Raw genomic sequence first — 20,844 nt, 5'->3', positions numbered from 1 at the left:
CAACAACACAGACGCCGTGCATGTTACCCCTGCTTTCTCACCAGCAAACTCTGGAACCCGTTTATCTTGCATTTCTCGAGGCGCTTGCCGCTGATTTTGACGGCGAGATAGATACCCGTTACAGCGCCCGCATAGTGCAGGCCACAGACAACTCCGTGTATCAGTTTCTGCCCCAGGCGGTGCTGTATCCCAAGAGCACCTTGGATGTGCAGCGGGTGATGCAACTCGCCGCCCAAGACGAGTTCCGCGAGGTGGTTTTCAGTGCCCGCGGTGGCGGCACCGGCACCAATGGTCAGTCGCTGACCCACGGTCTTATCCTCGATTTATCGCGCCATATGAACAAGGTGCTGGAAGTCAACGCCGAGGAAGGCTGGGCGCGGGTGCAGGCAGGTGTGGTGAAAGATGCCCTCAACGATGCCTTAAGGCCCCATGGCTTTTTCTTCAGCCCGGACTTGTCGACCTCCAACCGCGCCACCCTGGGCGGCATGATTAACACCGACGCCTCGGGCGCAGGCTCGCTGGTGTACGGCAAAACCTCAGATCATGTGCTTGGCCTCAAGAGCGTGCTTATCGATGGCTCTGTGCTGGATTCAGCCCCGATGGCGGCAGCAAGCCTGGATGCGGTGGACAGCACCGGTCTTGCCGGTAAGCTGATTGCCAATATATCCGCCGTGTGCCGCGACAAGCGCGAGCTGGTGAAAACCCGTTTTCCACGCTTAAACCGTTTCCTCACCGGTTACGATTTGGAGCACGTGTGGGACGATAAGCTCAGTCAGTTCGATTTAAGCCGCATTCTTACCGGCTCCGAAGGCACCCTGGCCGTTATCACCGAAGCTAAGGTGAATCTCACGCCGCTGCCCAAGCAGCGCGCCATGGTGAATATCAAATACGACTCCTTCGAGTCGGCGCTGCGTCACGCACCATCGCTGGTGGCTGCCAATGCCACAGTCGTGGAAACCGTCGACTCCAAGGTGCTTGGCCTTGCCCGTGAAGATATCGTCTGGCACTCGGTGAGTGAACTCATTCAGGAGGTGCCAGGCAAACATATCGATGGACTCAATATGGTGGAGTTTGCCGGTGATGAAGCCGAGGTAAACGCCAAACTGGCGGCGCTCGAAGCTGTGCTTGCTCAGCAAATCGAAAACGGCGAGTGCGGCGTGGTGGGCTTTCAGAGCACTCACGATAAGGGCAGCATCGAGAAAATCTACGCCATGCGCAAAAAGGCCGTGGGTCTCTTGGGCGCCGCCAAAGGCAGCCGCAAACCTATTGCCTTTGCCGAGGACACAGCCGTACCGCCTGAGAAGCTCGCCGACTTTATTATGGAGTTTCGAGCACTGCTCGATGGCCACAAGCTGCAATACGGCATGTTTGGCCACGTGGATGCAGGTGTGCTGCACGTACGTCCGGCGCTGGATATGTGCGATCCCCTTGATGAACAGCTCTTACGCACCATTTCCGATGAAGTGGCGGCGCTGACGCTTAAATATGGCGGCCTGATGTGGGGCGAGCACGGCAAGGGCGTTCGCGGTGAATATGGTCCGGCGGTGTTTGGTGATGAGCTTTACGGCGTGCTGCAGGACATCAAGGGCTGGTTTGATCCGGACAATCGCTTAAACCCGGGCAAGTTGGTGGCCCCACGGGACAAAGGGCCGCTTTACTACGATGTCGACAGTGCCAAGCGTGGCAGTTTCGACCGGCAAATACCCCTTAATGTGCGCGAAGCCTTCCCGGATGTGATGAACTGCAATGGTAATGGCCTGTGCTTTAACTACTCGGCCTATTCACCCATGTGTCCTTCATTCAAGGCGACCGGTGACCGTATCCAATCTCCGAAGGGCCGCTCATCGCTGATGCGCGAATGGTTAAGGTTACTTGAAGCCGAAGGCGTGGATGTGGAGCAGCTTGCCAAATCCAAGCCCCTTGGGCTGCTTCAGCGGGCTCAAAATACCTTAAAAGCCAAGGAAGAGTACGACTATTCCCACGAGGTGATGGAGTCCTTGAAAGGCTGCCTTGCCTGCAAGGCCTGCTCCGGGCAGTGCCCTGTTAAGGTGGATGTGCCCAAGTTCCGCGCCCAGTTCTTCAACATCTACTATCAGCGTTATCTGCGTCCGCCTAAAGACTATCTGGTGGCTGGTATCGAAGATGCGCTGCCTTTGATGGCTAAAGCGCCGAAGCTGGTGAATGCGCTGTCGCAAAACACTGTGTCCCAGTGGGTTATCAAGAAAGCCATCGGCTATGTGGATGCGCCTAAACTGTCGGTGCCAACCCTGACCCAAAGGCTTGAGAGCCATCAAAGCCTGGGGTATGACCTTGAGTCACTGAAACGTATTCCGGCAGCCGAGCGCAGCCGTTACGTGTTGGTGGCTCAGGACCCCTTCAACAGCTTCTATGATGCAGGCCTGGTGTATCACTTCGTGAAGCTGATTGAGAAGCTTGGCTTTAAGCCAGTGCTGCTGCCATTTAAGCCAAACGGCAAGCCTGCTCATATTAAGGGTTTCCTCGATAAGTTTGCCGCCACGGCGGGTTCTGCGGCGGCATTTTTCAATCAGCTTGGCAAACTGGGTATGCCCATGGTAGGCGTGGATCCTGCCATGGTGCTGGTGTACCGTGATGAGTACAAGGTGGCGCTCGGTAAAGATCGCGGTGACTTTAACATCAAGCTCGCCAACGAGTGGTTGATGGAGGTGCTTGAGGCGTTGCCGCAGCGTGAGTCCTCCGGCCGCGAGTACACTTGGTTCAGCCACTGCACCGAGTCCACCGCCAAGCCGGGCACCGCCAAAGAATGGAGTGCTGTGTTTGCCAAATTTGGTGCCACGCTGAAGGTCAAAAACCTTGGCTGTTGCGGCATGGCAGGCACCTATGGCCACGAGCTGGATAACCTCGAACGTTCGCAAAAGCTGTATGATATGTCCTGGAAAGAGGGCATTGAGGGCACATCTAAAGCTGAGATTCTGGTGTCTGGGTATTCCTGCCGCTCCCAGGTGAAGCGCTTCTCAGGCTTCAGACCCAAGCATCCGCTGGAAGCGCTGCTGGAGCTTATCTGATCTTGCCAAGGCCCTTCGGGGCCTTTTTGCTATAGGGGCTGTGAAAATATGAATTCCAAAGATAATGAAAACCCTGAGCAGGTATCGGCGGCGCTCTCCAGCCTTAAAGGCAGTCGTACACAGGCCGTGCCGGCGCTTTGCAGTGAGCAGCCGCTTTTCAGCATAGATACCCATGGCCAGTGGCATTACATGGGTGAGGCTCTGCCACAGAAGTTTGCCAGGCTGTTTATGTCGGTGCTCAGGCGTGATGGTGAGCACTGGGCGCTGGTGACGCCGGTGGAGCGGGTGAGGGTGGCTGTGGACCACACGCCTGTGGTTATCGTCGATTTTGAGTCTACCGAGGGTGGCTACCGGTTGAGTTCAACCCTTGGAGATGAATATCTGGTCAATAAAAGCGATATCCAGCTGGCAGAGGATGGGGTGTTGATTGCACTTGAAAATGACCTCAGCGCCTGCATGGGTCGCGCCTGTTTTTACCGTTTTGCCGAATTACTGATAGACAACTGACTTTGAATTTCCTGAACCATCCTAGTTTATTGCGTTTAAGATGGTAGTATTAAAGGAAGCAGCCGGGGGAACCTGGCTCTTGCCTGGATGACGGGAGGTGCTGTTTGAATCGTCAGGAAAGTCTTGGTTATTTGGTGTCCCATCTCAATGTGGCCATTGCCAATGAGCTGGACCAACGCCTCAGACGTTATCAGCTGGATATTAAACTCTGGCCGGTGCTGTTTGCACTTTGGCAAGAGGAGGGTATTACCCAGACTGAGCTGTCACGCCGCTGTGACGTGGCCAACTACACCATGACCCGCCTGCTTGATCAGTTGCAGGTGCAGGGGCTTATCACCCGTCATCAGGAGGCTGATAACCGCCGCGCATTCCAGATATTTCTTACTGACGAGGCCAAGGCGCTTGAGCAGGATTTGATTTGCGAGGCAGAGCGGGTGAATGAGAAGTTTATGGCCGAGCTGGATGGAGAAGAGCAGGCATTGCTGATGAAGCTGCTGAATAAGATAAACCGGATCTAACCACAAGAAACAGCCAGCGCCTCAGACTGGCATCACAAAATTCGTAATGAACAAGGCCGGCATTTGCCGGCCTTGTTCAGTCATGGGTGGCTATATATCTCCCGGGCGTCTCAGTTTGTCAGTGTCAGCAGCAGGCCGCCACTCAAGCAGAGCATCAGCAGAAGTTGCCACATCATCGATTTGGCGTGTTCCAAGTTATCTTTACCCTGTTTAAGACTGGCAATAAGCACTCCTTTTTTGTAGATACGGCACATGACCTCCTCAGTCTGAGGGTCTATCAGTAATTGCAATTTGGCTCTGTGTCCGTCTTTCAGTGCAACTGTGTGCTCGCTTTTGCCAGCAAAATTCAGCTTGCTTGAAACCATTTCACCATTAACAAACACGCGCTCAATGCCATTCCAGTTGCTTGCCTGCAATTCCACTGCATCCTGATTCAGACTGTATTTGAAACAGACCATGAAGGGCTCCTGCTGTCTGGGGGAGTGTCTAAGTCAAGCAAAGGATGAGAGGGTTCGCCAGCGAGGATATCGTAAAAATGGATGACAATTTTCTATCCCTCTGATGGACAGATAAAAATAGATTGGCAAAAGATTTTCGCCGGGATTGGGCGGAGATTTACTCACAAAAAAGGGGAAACCAGACTGGTTTCCCCTAAGTGACCGTGCGCTAAGCTTATTTGGCGGCGGCGTCGATAATGGCGCGCGCCATCTTGTCGGCGATTTCACCTGTGGTGCGATTCTGTGCATCCGCTGCGGTGAAGATGGTCAGCAGGGTATCGTAAATTTTTTCGACCTTGGCTGTGGACATTGCGGCGTCGTAATTATTTTCAAACGACACGTTAATGATGCCACCGGCGTTGATCACATAGTCAGGAGCATAGAGAATACCCATGTCTTTCAGCAGTTGACCGTGGCGTGGCTCGGCCAGCTGGTTATTGGCACAGCCCGCCACAATCTTTGCCTTGAGCAGTGGCAGGGTAGCATCGTTGATGGTCGCACCCAGTGCGCAGGGGGCGTATACATCCACATCTTGCGAATAGATATCCTGCGGTGCAACGACAGTGGCACCAAATTCGCTGGCAACCTTATCAAGTGATGGCTGGTGAATGTCGGTAACGATAAGCTCGGCGCCTTCTTCATGCAGATGTTTACACAGGTAGTAACCTACATGGCCAACGCCCTGAACTGAAATTTTCAACCCTTTGAGTGTATCCAGGCCGCGCTGATGCTTAACCGCGGCTTTGATACCCAAATAGGTGCCCAGTGCGGTAAAGGGAGATGGATCGCCACTCTTGCCTTCCAGACCGGCCATATAAGGGGTTTCCTGATGGGCAATCATGATATCGGCGGTGGTGGTACCCACGTCTTCAGCTGAATAGTATTTGCCACCCAGGGTATTGATAAAACGGCCGAAGGCGCGGAACAGTGCTTCTCGGTCCTGGGTTTTGGGATCGGCGATGATCACTGACTTGCCGCCGCCCATGGTCAGACCGGCAAGGGCATTTTTATAGGTCATACCGCGGGAGAGTCTCAACACATCGGTCAGAGCCTCGTCATCGGACTGGTAGTTCCACATGCGGCAACCACCTACGGCTGGTCCAAGGTTGGTGTTGTGAACAGCGATAATGGCCTTCAGGCCGCTTTCCTTGTCATGACAGAAGACTACCTGTTCATGCTCGTCAAAAGATACATGATTGAATACAGCCACGTTAGAGGATCTCCGGATTGCTCATTAAAAGCCGCAGGAGGCCTGCGGTCGTTATATTTATTGCGAAACCATAGCATTTAGGGATAATCTCAACAAAGGCCGTAAGTGTAATATTTGTGACAGCCGTGGCAATTTTGCTTTCCACTTTACGTCAACGTAAAGTTGTGGCAGTCTCGACCCATCAATGCCCCATTACAAATCCCGTTGTCGGCGTTTATTTGCACTGTATAACAATAAGATAGGAATGAAGTATGACTGAACAAACCCAGGAACCCCAAGTGGAAACCGCAGCACAGGATCCCGAAGCGCTGCGTCAGGAGTGGGTGCGTACCCAGTTTCAGAAGGCCAACCGTTTTTTGGCTGAAAAAGGCATTTTGCCCGGCAAGGTACTGGTTGATCAGAGCCGCTATCTGGCCCCCTATGTCGCAGTGTGGAAAATGGAGGCGCAGAAGCCTGCCAAACAAACGTTTTGGGTGGTGTCAGGCGATCTGCCAAGTGATTATGTAGATGTAAAAGTTGCCAAAACAGCCCGTGAAGCTTTGCGCCATTTCTCAATGATGTGGCAGCTTAAGGCGGAAAACCTTATTCAATCCGGTGCGGTAAAAGATCCGACACAGGCCAAATTTGCCAACCTGCTCATTGCCCGTGCACAGAGCTTGTATCAAATCCAGCAGGATGAAAAGCTCTGGGGTTAAGTCGAATTATGACAACCTGACACAAAAAAGGCACCTAATCCGGTGCCTTTTCTATATCAGTTAAGTCTCAGGGACTGGCCGTTTAGCTTGCTGTCAGGCCTCGGCCAGATAGAAATAGCCTTTCTTCAGCATATCGGCAAAAAAGCCCTGCCAATGGGGTTGAAGGGCTATGTCAGCACTGACTGTCACATCATCCGCAACCTGAACCAGCTCCTCGTCAGTGGCGTCGGCAATCACATAGCCTTCACCGGCGATAAAGAGTCTTGGCTTACTGTCGCCTTCCATCCTGAGCACCTTGAGCCCGCCAATGCGGCTGAGCAGGGCGCCTTCATCCAGCGCGGCCTGCAGCTCGGCCTCATCCATGGACTCGTCTTCCTGAATATCCAGATCGAAGCGGTTTTGGCTAAGAAGCTTACCCAGCAGCTTGGCGACAGTATCGCCATCGTCACACAGCTCTCGAATAAGCTGCATAATGCCCTGCTGCTCGGAGACGCTAACCAGGCCTTTGCTGGCGGCACCCTCGGCGGCAATAAAGCGTTTGTGCCCCTTATCTTCATCCATCAGTTGATCGGCGATTTGCCCTGCAAGCTCCTGCTGGCTGGGGGCGCGAAAGCCCATGGAGTAAGACAGCGCCAGGGTCAGGGTTTCGCCCTGATGGGGGAAGCCCGGCGGAATATAGAGCACATCGCCCTTTTCCAGCACCACATCGATAATGGGCTCAAAATCTTCAATCAGCATCGAGGTAGGGTTACCACCACGGCGGCTGTAGTTGCCTTTTGGCCCAACGGTCCAGCGGCGACGGCCTTCACCCTGAATGATGAACACATCGTAGTTGTCGATGTGTGGTCCCACGCCGCCCCTGGGAGTAGCGAATGACACCATCAAATCATCGAAGCGCCAGTCCGGCAGGAAGCGGAAGGCTTCTACCAAGGGCTGTGCGTCCGGGTACCAGTGGTTTACGGCCTGTACCAAGAGCTGCCAGCCTTGCTCGCCGAACTGGTCGTAGTCTTCGAATGGGCCGGAGATAACGTCCCAGTCTTCACCCTTGGTGACCACGACCCGGCTTGAGACTTCTTCTTCACAGGCAAGGCCTGCAAGCTCGTCGGCGGCAATGGGATCGGCAAATTCAGGGAAGGCACCCTTATAGACCTTGGGGGCTTGCTGCCAGTCGTTGGCGAGGAATGATTGAATATCGAGATTGAGCTTATACATAGTGTTAAAAAAGGCGGCTTGGTTTCCCTTGCCGCCTCTCCATTAGTGGATTAGATAAGGTCGTCCACGAAGGCTTCGGCGCGGCCAATGTAGCTGGCCGGGGTCATCAGCTTCAGCTCGGCCTTCACAGGCTCGGGCAGCTCCAGACCATCGATAAAGGCAGCCAGCTGAGGGCCATCGATACGCTTGCCACGGGTCAGCTCTTTGAGCTTCTCGTATGGCTTTTCGATGCCGTAACGGCGCATCACGGTTTGCACTGGCTCAGCCAGTACTTCCCAGTTGCTGTCGAGTTCACCGGCGAGGCTCGCTTCATTCACTTCCAGCTTGCTGATGCCCTTGAGGGTAGCCTGATAGGCAATCAAGCTGTGGGCAATACCCACGCCCAGGGTGCGCAGCACTGTGGAGTCGGTCAGGTCGCGCTGCCAGCGGGAAACCGGCAGTTTAGAGGCCAGGTGCTGCATCAGTGCATTGGCGATACCCAGGTTGCCTTCGGAGTTTTCGAAGTCGATTGGGTTTACCTTGTGCGGCATGGTGGATGAACCGATTTCACCGGCGATGGTCTTCTGCTTGAAGTGACCCAGGGCAATGTAACCCCAGATGTCACGGTCGAAGTCAATCATTATGGTGTTGAAACGGGCCACGGCATCAAACAGCTCGGCAATGTAGTCGTGCGGCTCGATTTGGGTGGTGTAAGGGTTCCAGTTCAGGCCCAGGCTGGTGACAAAACGCTGAGACAGTGCATGCCAGTTCACTTCTGGATAGGCTGACAGGTGGGCGTTGTAGTTACCCACGGCGCCATTGATTTTACCGAGGATTTCCACGGCCTTGATCTGGTTCAGTTGACGCTCAAGACGCACGGCCACGTTGGCCATTTCCTTACCCAGAGTGGTAGGAGAAGCTGGCTGACCGTGGGTGCGTGACATCATGGGCACGCTCTTGTAGGTCTTGGCCAGAGCCTTGATGGCATCCAGCACTCTCTGGCAGTAAGGCACCAGTACCTGCTCACGGGCTTCTTTAAGCATCAGGCCGTGGGACAGGTTGTTGATGTCTTCTGAGGTACAGGCAAAGTGAACGAATTCACCCACGGCGCTCAGTTCGGCACTTTGGGCAATTTTTTCTTTGATGAAGTACTCAACCGCTTTTACGTCGTGGTTGGTGGTGGCTTCGATGGTCTTTACGCGCTCGGCGTCGGTTACGCTGAAGTTATCTTTGATGCCGTCCAGCAGTGCCAGCGCTTCTTCGCTGAAAGGAGGCACTTCTTCTATTTCTGGGCAGCTGGACAACAGCTTGAGCCAGTTGATTTCAACCTGAACACGGTACTTGGTGAGACCAAACTCGCTGAAGATCCCGCGCAGTTCGGCGGCCTTGCTGCCATAGCGGCCGTCGACCGGAGAGATAGCTGTCAGTGCGGAAAGATCCATTGTTAAGCTCCTTAATGGAATGGCTTTATTTGTTTATAGGGTAAGATTTTTCTTGGCGGTATCTACGATGGCCTTGCGGGCAAACACCAGATGACGGCGCTTGCCGCCCAGCTGGCGCCACAGTACGGCGCTGCGCATGGCAGCCAGCAGCAGGGCACGGATCTTCTGCTGCACCAGCGGCCGCTGCAGAACATTTGGGTTACCGGTGATCTGCAACTTGGGGCCAAGGTTACTGATGATATCGCTGTAAATACTGGCCAGATTGGCAACTACTTGCTCATCGGTGATGGCAAAATGGTTGAGCTGGCGATGAATTTGGTTGATGCGCTCAGACAGCATGCCAAGGGCGGCATTACTGCGGGACAGTTTGCGCTCGAGCGCCAGGAGTCCCACCAGATAGCGGGTCATCTCGACGTCTTTGCTTTCGCCGTCGCCAAGCTGATTCAAAATCCACTTGTAACCCACCTGAAGCTGCACCTTATCGGCATAAACGTCTTCAGGCTGCTCGGGGCTGGTCACCAGAATGGTATTTAAGCTGGCGGCCATGGCATCAGTGTCGCTGTCACCATGGCGGGCGATGTATTGAACCTGGGCGAGCGCCTGCAACATACCGGCAAAGGCCATGGTGCGCGTTTGCATTTGGCTCATGGCTCAGTCCTTAATCAGGCTGTCAATGATGCCGCCGCCAAGGCAGACTTCAGCGTCATAAAACACCGCCGACTGCCCCGGGGTTACAGCGGCCACCGGCTCATTGAACAGCACTTCAATAGTCTGCTCGTCGATAATCTTCACCGTGCAGGGGATGTCCTGCTGGCGATAACGGGTCTTCACGCTGATGATTGCGCCATCTGCCGGGCCCTTAAGGTCAACCCAGTGCAGCTGGTTAACACGCATGCCTTTGGACATCAGCCTTGGGTGCTCGTGGCCCTGGGCCACCACCAGTACGTTGCGGGCCATGTCTTTGTCGACCACATACCAGGGGTCGTCGTTTGAATTTTTCATGCCGCCAATCCCTAAGCCTTTACGCTGGCCGAGGGTGTGATACATCAGGCCTTCGTGACGGCCAATGATGTCGCCTTCAGGCGTTTCGATGTTGCCTGGCTGGGCGGGCAGGTAGGTAGCGAGGAAGTCTTTGAACTTACGCTCACCAATAAAGCAGATGCCGGTGGAGTCTTTCTTATCGTGGGTGATAAGACCTTGCTCTTCGGCGATACGGCGCACTTCCGGCTTTTCCAGTTCGCCAACCGGGAACAGGCTGCGGGCAACCTGCTCGTGGCTTAAGGTGTACAGGAAGTAGCTTTGATCTTTGTTGCCATCGATGCCGCGCAGCATTTCGGTTTTACCGTCTGTGTCGCGGCGGCGCACATAGTGGCCCATGGCGATGTAATCGGCATCGAGGATGTCATCGGCAAACTCAAGGAAGGCTTTGAATTTGATTTCCTTGTTGCACATGATGTCGGGATTCGGGGTACGGCCGGCCTTGTATTCGGCGAGGAAGTACTCGAACACGTTATCCCAATACTCGGCGGCAAAGTTCACTGTATGCAGCTTGATGCCGAGCTTGTCGCACACGGCCTGAGCATCTTTCAGATCTTCAGCGGCGGCGCAGTATTCGTCGGTGTCGTCTTCTTCCCAGTTTTTCATGAACAGGCCTTCAACCTGATACCCCTGTTGTTTCAAAAGGTACGCAGAGACAGAAGAGTCCACACCGCCGGACATGCCGACAATGACTTTTTTGCCGCTGTTGGCGGCGATTTCAGCGGAAGAAGCTGTTGTTGACGTCATACGTTGAAAATGATCCTTTCGAGTAACCAGTCACCGCGGTGTTTGCCCCGTGCTGCAAATAAGCGTAAGCAAATTGCAGGCAAAATACAGATAAAACAATGGCTAAACAATGCTTGGCTCAGCGTCTGTTGTTTATCTGTTCGGCATTGAAACTGCGGCGTTTTTTCGGGGGCGTATTCTATCACGGATTGCCACTAGCGGCTATGGAAAGAAGTTCGCTGTCGAGGATGCTGAGTTCTGCACCTTTGCCAGCCAGGTAGTCGTCGATACAGCGGCTGACCAGCGGGCTTCGAAGGTAGCGGCTGCTGTCGTTAATCTCTGCATGAGTAAGCCAGTGCAGGGCATGGATAGCCGCATCCTGTGGTGCACTTTGCACTAAGTCATCGAGTTCACAGACAAAGGTGAAGCGCAAAAACGCAAGCTCGGCACTGGCGCTGAACTGATAAATGCCCACGAGGCGCCTCGGCTCGGCGCTGATACCGGTTTCTTCCCACAGTTCGCGCTTGCAGGCATCAATCAGCGACTCCGCCGCTTCAAGGTGACCTGCCGGTTGGTTAAACACAGATCTGCCGTCGATGATTTCTTCCACCATCAGGAATTTGCCCTGGCAGTGGACTATGCAGGCCACGGTGACATTGGGTTTGTAGCGCTCCATCGGGCTTCCTTACGGGTGAAATTCGCGTTTCAGGCCAAGACCGGCGCCGAGACGGCGTATTTCATCCAGGCTAAGCTCCCGGTACTCGCCGCTGCCAAGATGTCCAAGGCTTATTTCACCGATAGCGGCGCGCACCAGCCTTAATGTGGGATAGCCAATATGGGCCGTCATGCGCCGAACCTGGCGGTTGCGACCTTCGCAAATCTGAATTTCGAGCCAGCAGTCCGGAATGCTTTTTCGCTCCCGCACCGGCGGATTGCGCGGCCATATCTGAGGCGCATCGATACGGCGCACCCTGGCTGGCAGGGTAGGGCCGTCTTTTAGCTCAACACCCTCACGCAGTTTATCCAGCACCGTTTCATCGGGAATGCCTTCGACCTGCACCCAATAGGTTTTATAGGTTTGTTTTTTCGGCTCGGTAAGACGGGATTGCAGCTGGCCATCGTTGGTGAGCAGCAACAGGCCTTCGCTGTCTCTGTCGAGCCGGCCTGCGGCGTAGACGCCGGGCAGGGGAATAAAGTCCTTCAGGGTTTGCCTGCCGGCTTCGTCGGTGAACTGGCACAACACATCGAAGGGCTTATTGAACAGCACTACCTGAGTGATCGTGGGCTTACGCGGTGCAGCCTTGACGCCTGGCCGTTCAGCTGTTTTCTCTGACCGATGTTTGCTACTGCCGAACCCTTTGCCTGTAAAGGGTTTGCGGATTTTCGCATCTGTCTGCTGGCTACTTTTGTTTGCAAGCCCTTTTTTCTCGCCCGGTGCTTGCCGATTTGATGGGCTGCGGGCAGGGCGATTGGCTGAAGGTTTATTGGCGCGGGAAGAAGACGACACGGCGTGTTAATTTCCTTTGTAGCTCAAACTGTACAGTTACCAAGGTATAGGGTAACCCCTGTTCGCCCTAAGTGGAATTTGAATATTGGGCTGAATGCTCTATGATGTCGGCCATCAAAATGTGATCCATGCCGCTATCGGCAAACCGGCTTTGCGGTAGCCACAGGACGACAGGTTACCGAACGGTGAAATCAGCGCTTCACGCTGCTTGCCGTGCATATCGAATAAAAACTATAAATCTTTAAATTTTACAATCACGTAGGAAGCAAAATGAAAGATAATTCCCCAACGATTATTTACACTGAAACCGATGAGGCTCCAGCACTCGCTACCCTGTCACTGCTGCCTATCCTTCAGACATTTGCCGAACCTGCCGGGGTGAAGATCGAAACCCGCGATATCTCCCTGTCTGGCCGTGTTATTGCGATTTTTCCTGAGAAGCTGACCGATGCCCAGCGCATTGGCGATCACCTGGCTGAACTGGGCGAGCTGGCCACCAAGCCAGAAGCCAACATTATCAAGCTGCCAAACATTTCGGCCTCTATTCCGCAGCTTAAAGCCTGTATTAAAGAGCTGCAGGCTCAGGGTTACGACATCCCCAACTACCCTGAAGAGCCAAAGACTGACGAAGAGAAGTCAATCAAGGCCCGTTACGACAAGATCAAAGGCAGTGCAGTAAACCCTGTGCTGCGTGAAGGTAACTCCGACCGCCGTGCGCCGCTGTCAGTGAAAAATTACGCCCGTAAGAACCCACACTCCATGGGCAAATGGGCCAGCGACTCCAAGTCTCACGTGTCTCATATGGAAGCAGGTGATTTTTACGGATCTGAGCAGTCTGTGACATTGGCCGATGCCGATAGCGTCAGCATAGTGCACACCAGCAAAGCCGGTGTTGAAACCGTTCTGAAATCAGGTCTTAAGCTGCAAGCCGGTGAAATCATCGATTCAGCCGTGATGAGCAAAAACGCCCTGGTAGCTTTCTTTGAGCGCGAAATCGACGCGGCCAAGGCTGAAGACGTGCTGCTGTCGCTGCACCTCAAAGCCACCATGATGAAGGTGTCTGACCCCATCATGTTCGGCCACGCCGTTAAAGCTTTCTTCAAGCCGCTGTTTGCCAAGCATGCCGAGACCTTCGAGCGTCTGGGAGTGGATGTAAACAACGGTTTCGGTGACGTGGTTGCCAAAATTCAGGCGCTGCCGGAAGCCGAGCGCGCCGCCATTGAAGCCGATATCCAGGCCGTGTACGGCGAGCGTCCTGCCATGGCCATGGTGAACTCTGACAAGGGTATCACCAACCTGCACGTACCAAGCGACATCATCATCGACGCCTCCATGCCTGCCGCTATCCGCTCCTCAGGCCAGATGTGGGGCCCGGACGGTCAGCTTAAAGACACCAAGTTTATCATCCCGGATCGCTGCTACGCCGGCGTGTACGATGCCACCATCAACTTCTGTAAAGAACATGGTGCTTTCGACCCACGTACCATGGGTACCATACCTAACGTGGGCCTGATGGCACAAAAAGCCGAAGAGTACGGCAGCCACGACAAGACCTTTGAAATAGCCGAAGACGGTGTGGTCACCGTGGTTAACGCCGCCGGCACTGAGCTGATGAGCCACAAGGTGGAAGTCGGTGACATCTTCCGTATGTGTCAGGTGAAAGATGCCCCAATCCAGGATTGGGTGAAACTGGCCGTACGTCGTGCCCGCCTGTCTGAGACGCCAGCGGTATTCTGGCTGGACAAGAACCGTGCCCACGATGCTGAGCTGATTAAGAAAGTGGAAGCCTACCTGCCACAGCATGACACCTCAGGTCTGGAAATTCATATCATGTCGCCTGTGGATGCGACTAAGTTCTCACTGGCGCGCATGAAAGATGGCAAAGACACCATCTCCGTAACCGGTAACGTGCTGCGTGATTACCTGACTGACCTGTTCCCAATCCTTGAGCTGGGAACCAGTGCCAAGATGCTGTCTATCGTGCCGCTGATGAACGGTGGTGGCCTGTTTGAAACCGGTGCTGGTGGCAGCGCGCCCAAGCACGTTGAGCAGGTTCAGAGTGAAAACTACCTGCGTTGGGATTCACTGGGTGAGTTCCTGGCACTGGCTGCATCTTTCGAGCATCTGGCTCAGACCGCAGGTGTGGCCAAGGCGCAGGTGCTGGCTGATACCCTGGATACTGCTATCGGTAAGTTCCTGGATGAAAACAAGTCGCCAGCACGCCGGGTTGGTCAAATCGACAACCGTGGCAGCCACTTCTACCTGGCTATGTACTGGGCCCAGGCGCTGGCTGCCCAAACTGCCGATGCTGAGCTTGCCGCTCACTTCGGTAAACTGGCCGAAGGCCTGGTTGCCAACGAAGAGACCATTCTGGCCGAGCTGATTGGTGTGCAGGGGAACAGTGTGGATCTTGGTGGTTACTACCGTCCTGACTTTGCCAAAGCAAGCGCAGTAATGCGTCCGAGTGCCACCTTAAATGGTCTGATGAGCCACTGAGAATAGTCAGCGGTTGAAAAAGGAGAGCCTCGGCTCTCCTTTTTATTGGCTTAAAAATGATTGGCAGAAGCAAGGATATAAAAGAAAAAGGCAGGGACTCATCCCTGCCTTTTTGGTACTACTGCCCGACTAGATTAGCGGGCAAGAGTAATCGCTGAAGCGTGCATCCCCTTTGGACCTTGCTCAACTTCGAACTGGACTGGTTGGCCTGCTTTTAGAGTTCGATAGCCTTCCATTTCGATAGTTGAATAGTGGGCAAATACATCCTCACCACCTTCATCAGGGCAAATAAACCCGAATCCTTTGGCGTTGTTGAACCATTTAACAGTTCCGCTTGCCATACTTCCACTTCCTTCTGTTGTCTACTTCCCAGTAAGATAGTAAAACCAAATAAACGGGTTCCTAACTCCGTTCGTTGAACAGAATGAAAGCAGTAAAAGCGGATGTCAAGCTAAAATTAACAAAGAGGCAACATCTGCTTAATCAAGTGATATCAATTGGTCAGGCCAGTTGGTGCACCGCAATTGAGAGGCTAATATTGCTATATGGCAAAAGCAGGAAATGTTGAACGTGTAGCCGAGCGGGCTGACACTGAACTTATGCCACCGTCCATGTATAAGGTGATCCTGAATAATGACGATTACACCCCCATGGATTTTGTGGTTGAAGTACTTCAGCTGTTCTTTAAGATGAATGAATATCAGGCAACAGAGATAATGTTGCAGATCCATCATCAGGGGAAAGCTATATGTGGTGTTTTCCCGTTCGGTATTGCCGAAACCAAGGTGGCGCAGGTGAATCAATTTGCCAGGCAAAACCAACATCCGTTACTGTGTTCTCTGGAGAAAGCTTAAGCCTTATGTTTTTTGCTTTAGCGACAGTTTTAGGGGGTGTTTATGCTGAACAAAGATCTTGAAGTGACGTTAAATCTCGCGTTTCAGCAGGCAAGGGATGCCCGTCACGAATATATGACCGTAGAGCATTTGTTGCTGGCGCTCATTGATAACCCGTCGGCTCAGGATGCCCTGGTTGCCTGTGGCGCTGATATTGATAGACTCAGGGAAGACGTCGCAACTTTTATTTCTCAAACCACACCTGTTATCACCGACCCTGATGATGACCGCGAAACCCAGCCAACTCTGGGATTCCAGCGGGTATTGCAACGGGCGGTATTTCATGTCCAATCTTCCGGCCGCAATGAAGTCACCGGTGCCAATGTGTTGGTGGCTATTTTCAGCGAGCAGGAATCTCAGGCCGTTTATCTGTTACGTCGTTGTGATGTGACTCGCCTTGATGTGGTTAACTATATTTCTCACGGATTTTCTAAGCGGGAAGATGCTCCCTCGGAAACCGAGCAGGAACGAATTGAAGATCAATCCGAGCAGGCAGAAGAGCAGCGCAGTATGCTGTCGCAGTTTACAGCTAATCTTAATTTGATGGCAGCTCAAGGAATTATTGACCCCTTGATTGGCCGTGAGCATGAAATCGAGCGTTCAATACAAATACTGTGTCGTCGACGTAAAAATAACCCATTGCTTGTGGGGGAGGCCGGTGTAGGCAAAACGGCGATAGCCGAAGGACTGGCCTACCGCATCGTTAACGATGAAGTGCCTGAGGTGATGCGTGATGCTACGGTGTACTCACTGGATCTGGGCGCCTTGCTGGCAGGTACCAAATACCGTGGTGATTTTGAAAAGCGATTTAAAAATTTGCTTAAAGAGCTGACTGCGGACAAGCATGCAATTCTGTTCATAGATGAAATCCATACCATTATTGGTGCCGGTGCAGCTTCCGGTGGGGTGATGGATGCCTCCAACCTGCTTAAGCCACTGCTTTCAAGCGGTACGCTGCGTTGTATGGGCTCTACCACCTTCCAGGAATACCAGAGTATTTTCGAGAAGGACAGGGCGCTTGCGCGCCGCTTCCAGAAGGTGGACATAAATGAGCCATCGGTGGCCGAAACCACCAAGATTTTGATGGGCCTTAAGAGTAAGTACGAAGAGTACCACGGTGTGCGATACACCCAGGCTGCGCTCGCCAGCGCAGCTGAGCTGAGTGCCAAGCACATTAACGATCGGCATCTGCCCGATAAGGCCATTGATGTTATTGACGAAGCCGGAGCACGCATGGCGATGCTGCCGTCAAGTAAGCGCAGGAAGACAATCGGTCAGCCGGACATTGAAGCAATTATTGCCAAGATTGCCCGTATTCCTGAGAAGTCTGTATCCACCTCTGACAAAGAAATGCTTAAGAATCTTGAGCGTAACTTAAAGATGGTGGTATTCGGTCAGGACAAAGCCATTGAGGGCCTCAGCGCTGCTATCCGTCTGTCACGAAGTGGCCTTGGCGCTGAGAATAAGCCCGTTGGCAGTTTCCTGTTTGCCGGTCCTACTGGTGTGGGCAAAACGGAAGTGACTAATCAGTTAGCCAAATGTTTGGGGCTTAAACTGGTGCGATTTGATATGTCAGAGTACATGGAAGCCCATACTGTCTCCCGGTTGATAGGTGCTCCTCCGGGGTATGTCGGATATGATCAGGGCGGGTTATTGACTGATGCGGTCATCAAACAACCGCATTGTGTGGTGTTGCTCGATGAAATCGAGAAGGCGCATCCGGATGTCTATAACTTACTTTTGCAGGTGATGGATCATGGTACCCTCACAGACAATAATGGTCGTAAAGCCGATTTCCGCCACGTGACTCTGGTGATGACAACCAATGCGGGTGTTCAGGAAACGGTTCGCAAATCTATCGGCTTCAAGCAACAGGATCACAGTCACGATGCCATGTCGGAAATCAATCGTGTATTTTCTCCTGAGTTCCGAAACCGCCTTGACTCCATTATTTGGTTCAACCACCTGGATTTGACCATTATTGCTAAAGTCGTGGACAAGTTCCTTACCGAACTTCAGGCGCAGCTGGATGCCAAGCGGGTTACGCTGATGGTAAGTGATGAAGCCAGAACGCTGCTAGCTGAAAAAGGCTACGACAAGTCGATGGGGGCAAGGCCAATGGCGAGAGTTGTTAAGGACTTGATTAAAAGACCGTTGGCCGATGAAATCTTGTTTGGTGACCTTGAACATGGGGGCATAGCCCATGTTGATGCGAATGACGGAGAGATTGTTATCTCAGTTGAGAAGCTGGAAAAAGTGACATAGGCTTTTTTAAGCAAACAAAAAACCCGGCTTAGCCGGGTTTTTATTTGAAAGCTTTATATCAGCGGGCGCGGAAGACAATACGACCCTTGGTGAGATCATAAGGGGTCAACTGAACGGTTACTTTGTCGCCAGTCAGAATTCGGATGTAGTTTTTGCGCATTTTGCCGGAGATGTGGGCGATTACCACGTGACCATTCTCGAGCTCTACGCGAAACATTGTGTTAGGCAGAGTCTCCAGGATGGTGCCCTGCATCTCAATGTTGTCTTCTTTCGCCATTAAATAAGTGTCCCATTAGCCTTCAAATAAGAAAAACGGGCGTATCATGCCGTAAATTACCGTGTGTGTAAAGGGGCGTGCAGGGATACGACGGCTGCAAGCTCAGTTTTTTCAGCTCGGAGGATTAGTGTCACACTCCCAACCAGACGCTGTGAGAATCTGGTATGGGCGGTAGAGGCGCTTATAGCGCATTTTGCGATTTTCATCTATCTGATATCCCAGGTAAACGAATGACTTTCCTAGGGATTTAGCCTGCGAAAGTTGGGTGAGGATAAGTTGGCAACCCAGCGACCGCTGGTCATATTCAGGGTCGAAAAAGCTGTAAATTGCTGACAGGCTGGAGGGTAAAATGTCGGTAACAGCAACGGCAATCAGTCGACCAGAGAGTCTCAGTTCCAGAAATGCAGGTGGTGCCCAGTCACACCTCACAAAGTGATCGTACTGGCTACGGCTTGGTGGATACATGGGGCCATCAAAATGCCGAAGTTTGATGTATTTTTCGTACAATTGATAATGTTCTTCCAGGCTTTCCTCGACCCAGTGCACCGTCAGATCGCGGTTTTTCGACAATGTACGCTTTTGCTTTCGGGATGGAATGAAGGTGTCTACCGGCACTCTCAGTGGCATGCAGGCATTACAACTTGGGCAGCGTGGCTTATAAATGGAGTCACCGCTGCGACGGAACCCGAGTTGCAGCAGGCGCTCGAATAAAAGCGGATCGAGAAAACTTTCCTGAATAATGAGTAACTGTTCTTTTTTATCAGCAAGGTAGCTGCAAGGAAACTGTTGGCTTATGCCAACACTGACATGGGTACTACTCGCCAATAGTCACCTCCCGAGCATGCCAGCAAGTCTCGTCTACAGTTTCATCGCGATAGAGCTTAAGCAGCGTTAAAAATGTGCTGCGGCTTACTTCCTTTGCGCCAAGACTCCCAAGGTGAGGGTTCATCACCTGGGCGTCGAGCAGCTGATAGCCGCTGCGCTGAAGATGTCGATGCAGTGCCAGCATGGCTATTTTGGAGGCATCGGTCTCACGGTGAAACATCGACTCGCCGCAGAAAACCTGACCAACAGCCATGCCGTAAAGCCCGCCAACCAGACGATTTTCCAACCAGACTTCAAGCGAATGAGCATAACCTTGACTATGCATCTCAAGGTAGGCGAGTTGTATTTCCTGAGTTATCCAGGTCTCTTTCTGCTTGTTGCGGGGCTGGGCACAACCGGCCATGACATCGGCGAACGCCTGATTAAGGGTTATTCGCCAAGGCAGTTTTCGTAAACTCTTTTTTAGACTGCGGCTTACAATCATTTCACCAGGGACAAAGATGGCCCTGGGGTCGGGTGACCACCATAAAATCGGATCCTCAGCATTAAACCAGGGAAAAATACCATCATAATAGGCCGCCCTTAGGCGGTTGGGATGCAAGGACCCGCCAATGGCAAGCAGACCATTGGGATCGCTTAACGCGAGTTCCGGTGAGGGGAACCGCATGTGCTCATCATCAATAAAAGACAGGCCGTTCACAAAGGCGTACTATCAAGAAGTCCATCTTTATAAAGTAGCGGAAATTGGAATATGTGGAAACCTGCCCTCTGTTGCCTGATGCTGTTGACTGCGTGTTTTTCAGCCAATCTGAGTGCTGCCTATGAGCGCAATCAGGCGATGCCCGTCGAAAAAGTACTTTACGGTGAACTTGTCTCGGTTCGACGAGTGACACAACAAGAGTTGGTAGAAGACAGACACAGTGGCTGGCGCACTTTCGGCGGTGCCTTACTGGGCGGCGTAATAGGCCATCAATTCGGTGGTGGCAGTGGTCAGGACGTGGCTACCGTTTTGGGCGCTTTGGTGGGGGGCGCAATGGCCAATCGCGCCGGTGGCGACTATTATCGCCAGCTGCATTTGATTGAATTGATGATAAGGCAGGAAGACGATACCCAAATCATGATTTTGCAGGACGAAGACTCCCGCATGCCACTGCAGGCCGGTGACGAAGTGAGAGTCGTGTATCTTCAGGGCATGGTCAGAGTGGATAAGGCGATGTAAGCCTGCAACTCGCTTGTGCGATAATTACACAAAAGCCCGGCGTTGCCGGGCTTTTTGCTGCACGCTTGGCCGCAGTTGGGCCGTGCTTATGTCTGCGCCGTTACTTCACGCCGCGGGGCAGAGTATTGCCTTTGGCCAGCAGTTGCTGTTTCCAGAGGTCTTTTGGCAGCAGGCCACCCTTGCCGGTGTTGGCAGTTGGCTTGGCTGCGGCTTTGGGAGCCGCCTTGGCTTTGGGCTCGGCTTTTGCCTTAGGTTCGGCCTTTGCTGCCGTTGCCGGTTTGGCGGCCTTGGGGGCACTCTTTGCACTTCTGCCGCTGTGCTCAGCCAGCATGGCTTCCAGCTCAGCGAAACGCAGGGATTTGCCACCATCAATTTTGAACCAGCTTCCTTTCTGTTCAATGCTTACCTTACGGCCTTCGGCTTTCTCCAGCGCGGCCTCCAAGGCTGAGATCACCTCTTCTTTGGTCATGTTAGACATATTGATATAACCTGTT

General features: G+C 52.9%; 21 protein-coding genes. 8 read left to right on the top strand and 13 right to left on the bottom strand.

Translation table 11 applies throughout. The annotated features are described in order from the left end of the window. Positions 1-20 precede the first annotated feature (20 nt). The 3 genes from ABYK60_RS14570 (at position 21) to ABYK60_RS14560 (ending at position 4,069) form a co-directional block, all read left to right on the top strand. Positions 21-3,044, top strand: a complete 3,024-nt coding sequence (locus ABYK60_RS14570) for an FAD-binding and (Fe-S)-binding domain-containing protein (protein WP_372872748.1) — start codon at positions 21-23, stop codon at positions 3,042-3,044. A gap of 48 nt (positions 3,045-3,092) precedes the next feature. Beyond that, complete coding sequence (locus ABYK60_RS14565; protein ID WP_372872747.1) at positions 3,093-3,551, top strand: DUF1285 domain-containing protein; 459 nt, start codon at positions 3,093-3,095, stop codon at positions 3,549-3,551. A gap of 104 nt (positions 3,552-3,655) precedes the next feature. Beyond that, complete coding sequence (locus ABYK60_RS14560; RefSeq protein WP_372872746.1) at positions 3,656-4,069, top strand: MarR family winged helix-turn-helix transcriptional regulator; 414 nt, start codon at positions 3,656-3,658, stop codon at positions 4,067-4,069. A gap of 110 nt (positions 4,070-4,179) precedes the next feature. On the opposite strand, the gene ABYK60_RS14555 is transcribed toward ABYK60_RS14560, so the two are convergent. Both ABYK60_RS14555 and ABYK60_RS14550 read right to left on the bottom strand, forming a co-directional pair. After that, positions 4,180-4,527, bottom strand: coding sequence for a hypothetical protein (locus tag ABYK60_RS14555; protein ID WP_372872745.1), 348 nt, complete (start codon positions 4,525-4,527; stop codon positions 4,180-4,182). Positions 4,528-4,741: 214 nt separating this feature from the next. Beyond that, on the bottom strand, positions 4,742-5,776 hold the full coding sequence (locus ABYK60_RS14550) for a Glu/Leu/Phe/Val dehydrogenase dimerization domain-containing protein (protein ID WP_372872744.1): 1,035 nt from the start codon (positions 5,774-5,776) through the stop codon (positions 4,742-4,744). 251 nt (positions 5,777-6,027) lie between these two features. Here ABYK60_RS14550 and ABYK60_RS14545 point away from each other — a divergent pair, with 251 nt between their 5' ends. Continuing rightward, positions 6,028-6,471, top strand: coding sequence for a DUF4826 family protein (locus tag ABYK60_RS14545; RefSeq protein ID WP_372872743.1), 444 nt, complete (start codon positions 6,028-6,030; stop codon positions 6,469-6,471). Between the two features lie 93 nt (positions 6,472-6,564). On the opposite strand, the gene ABYK60_RS14540 is transcribed toward ABYK60_RS14545, so the two are convergent. The 6 genes from ABYK60_RS14540 to ABYK60_RS14515 all read right to left on the bottom strand — a co-directional run bounded on the left by ABYK60_RS14540 (position 6,565) and on the right by ABYK60_RS14515 (position 12,375). Then, on the bottom strand, positions 6,565-7,683 hold the full coding sequence (locus tag ABYK60_RS14540) for a JmjC domain-containing protein (RefSeq protein WP_372872742.1): 1,119 nt from the start codon (positions 7,681-7,683) through the stop codon (positions 6,565-6,567). Between the two features lie 50 nt (positions 7,684-7,733). Continuing rightward, entirely contained in the window at positions 7,734-9,104 is a 1,371-nt protein-coding gene (gene purB / locus ABYK60_RS14535) for an adenylosuccinate lyase (protein ID WP_372872741.1), read from the bottom strand. A gap of 33 nt (positions 9,105-9,137) precedes the next feature. Then, a complete protein-coding gene (hflD, locus tag ABYK60_RS14530) occupies positions 9,138-9,752 on the bottom strand; it encodes a high frequency lysogenization protein HflD (protein WP_372872740.1) in 615 nt (204 codons plus the stop codon). A 3-nt stretch (positions 9,753-9,755) separates the two neighbouring features. After that, positions 9,756-10,889 (bottom strand): tRNA 2-thiouridine(34) synthase MnmA, encoded by a 1,134-nt coding sequence (gene mnmA / locus ABYK60_RS14525; protein ID WP_372872739.1) that lies wholly within the window; start codon positions 10,887-10,889, stop codon positions 9,756-9,758. Positions 10,890-11,070: 181 nt separating this feature from the next. Further along, positions 11,071-11,544, bottom strand: coding sequence for an NUDIX hydrolase (locus ABYK60_RS14520; RefSeq protein WP_372872738.1), 474 nt, complete (start codon positions 11,542-11,544; stop codon positions 11,071-11,073). Between the two features lie 9 nt (positions 11,545-11,553). Further along, the gene (locus ABYK60_RS14515; protein ID WP_372872737.1) at positions 11,554-12,375 is read right to left on the bottom strand and encodes an rRNA large subunit pseudouridine synthase E; all 822 of its coding nucleotides are present in this window, start codon (positions 12,373-12,375) and stop codon (positions 11,554-11,556) included. A 270-nt stretch (positions 12,376-12,645) separates the two neighbouring features. Here ABYK60_RS14515 and ABYK60_RS14510 point away from each other — a divergent pair, with 270 nt between their 5' ends. Continuing rightward, positions 12,646-14,871 (top strand): NADP-dependent isocitrate dehydrogenase, encoded by a 2,226-nt coding sequence (locus ABYK60_RS14510; protein WP_372872736.1) that lies wholly within the window; start codon positions 12,646-12,648, stop codon positions 14,869-14,871. A gap of 134 nt (positions 14,872-15,005) precedes the next feature. Here the strand turns inward: ABYK60_RS14510 and cspD are convergent, their stop codons facing one another. Then, positions 15,006-15,212 carry a cold shock domain-containing protein CspD gene (cspD, locus tag ABYK60_RS14505; protein WP_372872735.1) on the bottom strand — a complete coding sequence of 69 codons (207 nt, stop codon included), beginning with the start codon at positions 15,210-15,212 and terminating at the stop codon, positions 15,006-15,008. Positions 15,213-15,416: 204 nt separating this feature from the next. On the opposite strand from cspD, the gene clpS reads away from it, so the two are divergent. Both clpS and clpA read left to right on the top strand, forming a co-directional pair. Then, positions 15,417-15,725, top strand: a complete 309-nt coding sequence (clpS, locus tag ABYK60_RS14500; protein WP_372872734.1) for an ATP-dependent Clp protease adapter ClpS — start codon at positions 15,417-15,419, stop codon at positions 15,723-15,725. Between the two features lie 42 nt (positions 15,726-15,767). Next, a complete protein-coding gene (gene clpA, locus ABYK60_RS14495) occupies positions 15,768-18,029 on the top strand; it encodes an ATP-dependent Clp protease ATP-binding subunit ClpA (protein ID WP_372872733.1) in 2,262 nt (753 codons plus the stop codon). A 58-nt stretch (positions 18,030-18,087) separates the two neighbouring features. On the opposite strand, the gene infA is transcribed toward clpA, so the two are convergent. The 3 genes from infA to aat all read right to left on the bottom strand — a co-directional run bounded on the left by infA (position 18,088) and on the right by aat (position 19,831). After that, entirely contained in the window at positions 18,088-18,306 is a 219-nt protein-coding gene (gene infA, locus ABYK60_RS14490; RefSeq protein ID WP_006081934.1) for a translation initiation factor IF-1, read from the bottom strand. A gap of 111 nt (positions 18,307-18,417) precedes the next feature. After that, entirely contained in the window at positions 18,418-19,131 is a 714-nt protein-coding gene (locus ABYK60_RS14485) for an arginyltransferase (protein ID WP_372872732.1), read from the bottom strand. Next, positions 19,121-19,831 carry a leucyl/phenylalanyl-tRNA--protein transferase gene (gene aat / locus ABYK60_RS14480; protein ID WP_372872731.1) on the bottom strand — a complete coding sequence of 237 codons (711 nt, stop codon included), beginning with the start codon at positions 19,829-19,831 and terminating at the stop codon, positions 19,121-19,123. The genes ABYK60_RS14485 and aat overlap by 11 nt, the downstream gene beginning before the upstream one ends. A 51-nt stretch (positions 19,832-19,882) precedes the next feature. Here aat and ABYK60_RS14475 point away from each other — a divergent pair, with 51 nt between their 5' ends. Continuing rightward, entirely contained in the window at positions 19,883-20,350 is a 468-nt protein-coding gene (locus ABYK60_RS14475; RefSeq protein ID WP_372872730.1) for a glycine zipper 2TM domain-containing protein, read from the top strand. A 100-nt stretch (positions 20,351-20,450) separates the two neighbouring features. Here ABYK60_RS14475 and ABYK60_RS14470 read toward each other — a convergent pair. Next, on the bottom strand, positions 20,451-20,844 hold a 394-nt coding region (locus tag ABYK60_RS14470; protein ID WP_372872729.1), incomplete at its 5' end, for a hypothetical protein.

It is taken from the genome of Shewanella sp., from assembly GCF_041630135.1.
In the GTDB taxonomy this organism is placed as follows: Bacteria; Pseudomonadota; Gammaproteobacteria; order Enterobacterales; family Shewanellaceae; genus Shewanella.
Note: the sequence above shows the minus strand (reverse complement) of the source record. Positions and strands in the feature narration are given on the sequence as shown.

Coding starts and splice junctions, on each gene's coding strand:
- ABYK60_RS14555 (WP_372872745.1), bottom strand. CDS start 4,527: ATGGTCTGTTTCAAATACAGTCTGAATCAGGATGCAGTGGAATTGCAG.
- ABYK60_RS14520 (WP_372872738.1), bottom strand. CDS start 11,544: ATGGAGCGCTACAAACCCAATGTCACCGTGGCCTGCATAGTCCACTGC.
- cspD (WP_372872735.1), bottom strand. CDS start 15,212: ATGGCAAGCGGAACTGTTAAATGGTTCAACAACGCCAAAGGATTCGGG.
- ABYK60_RS14540 (WP_372872742.1), bottom strand. CDS start 7,683: ATGTATAAGCTCAATCTCGATATTCAATCATTCCTCGCCAACGACTGG.
- ABYK60_RS14570 (WP_372872748.1), top strand. CDS start 21: ATGTTACCCCTGCTTTCTCACCAGCAAACTCTGGAACCCGTTTATCTT.
- ABYK60_RS14475 (WP_372872730.1), top strand. CDS start 19,883: ATGTGGAAACCTGCCCTCTGTTGCCTGATGCTGTTGACTGCGTGTTTT.
- ABYK60_RS14565 (WP_372872747.1), top strand. CDS start 3,093: ATGAATTCCAAAGATAATGAAAACCCTGAGCAGGTATCGGCGGCGCTC.
- clpA (WP_372872733.1), top strand. CDS start 15,768: ATGCTGAACAAAGATCTTGAAGTGACGTTAAATCTCGCGTTTCAGCAG.
- ABYK60_RS14545 (WP_372872743.1), top strand. CDS start 6,028: ATGACTGAACAAACCCAGGAACCCCAAGTGGAAACCGCAGCACAGGAT.
- mnmA (WP_372872739.1), bottom strand. CDS start 10,889: ATGACGTCAACAACAGCTTCTTCCGCTGAAATCGCCGCCAACAGCGGC.
- purB (WP_372872741.1), bottom strand. CDS start 9,104: ATGGATCTTTCCGCACTGACAGCTATCTCTCCGGTCGACGGCCGCTAT.
- hflD (WP_372872740.1), bottom strand. CDS start 9,752: ATGAGCCAAATGCAAACGCGCACCATGGCCTTTGCCGGTATGTTGCAG.
- clpS (WP_372872734.1), top strand. CDS start 15,417: ATGGCAAAAGCAGGAAATGTTGAACGTGTAGCCGAGCGGGCTGACACT.
- infA (WP_006081934.1), bottom strand. CDS start 18,306: ATGGCGAAAGAAGACAACATTGAGATGCAGGGCACCATCCTGGAGACT.
- ABYK60_RS14510 (WP_372872736.1), top strand. CDS start 12,646: ATGAAAGATAATTCCCCAACGATTATTTACACTGAAACCGATGAGGCT.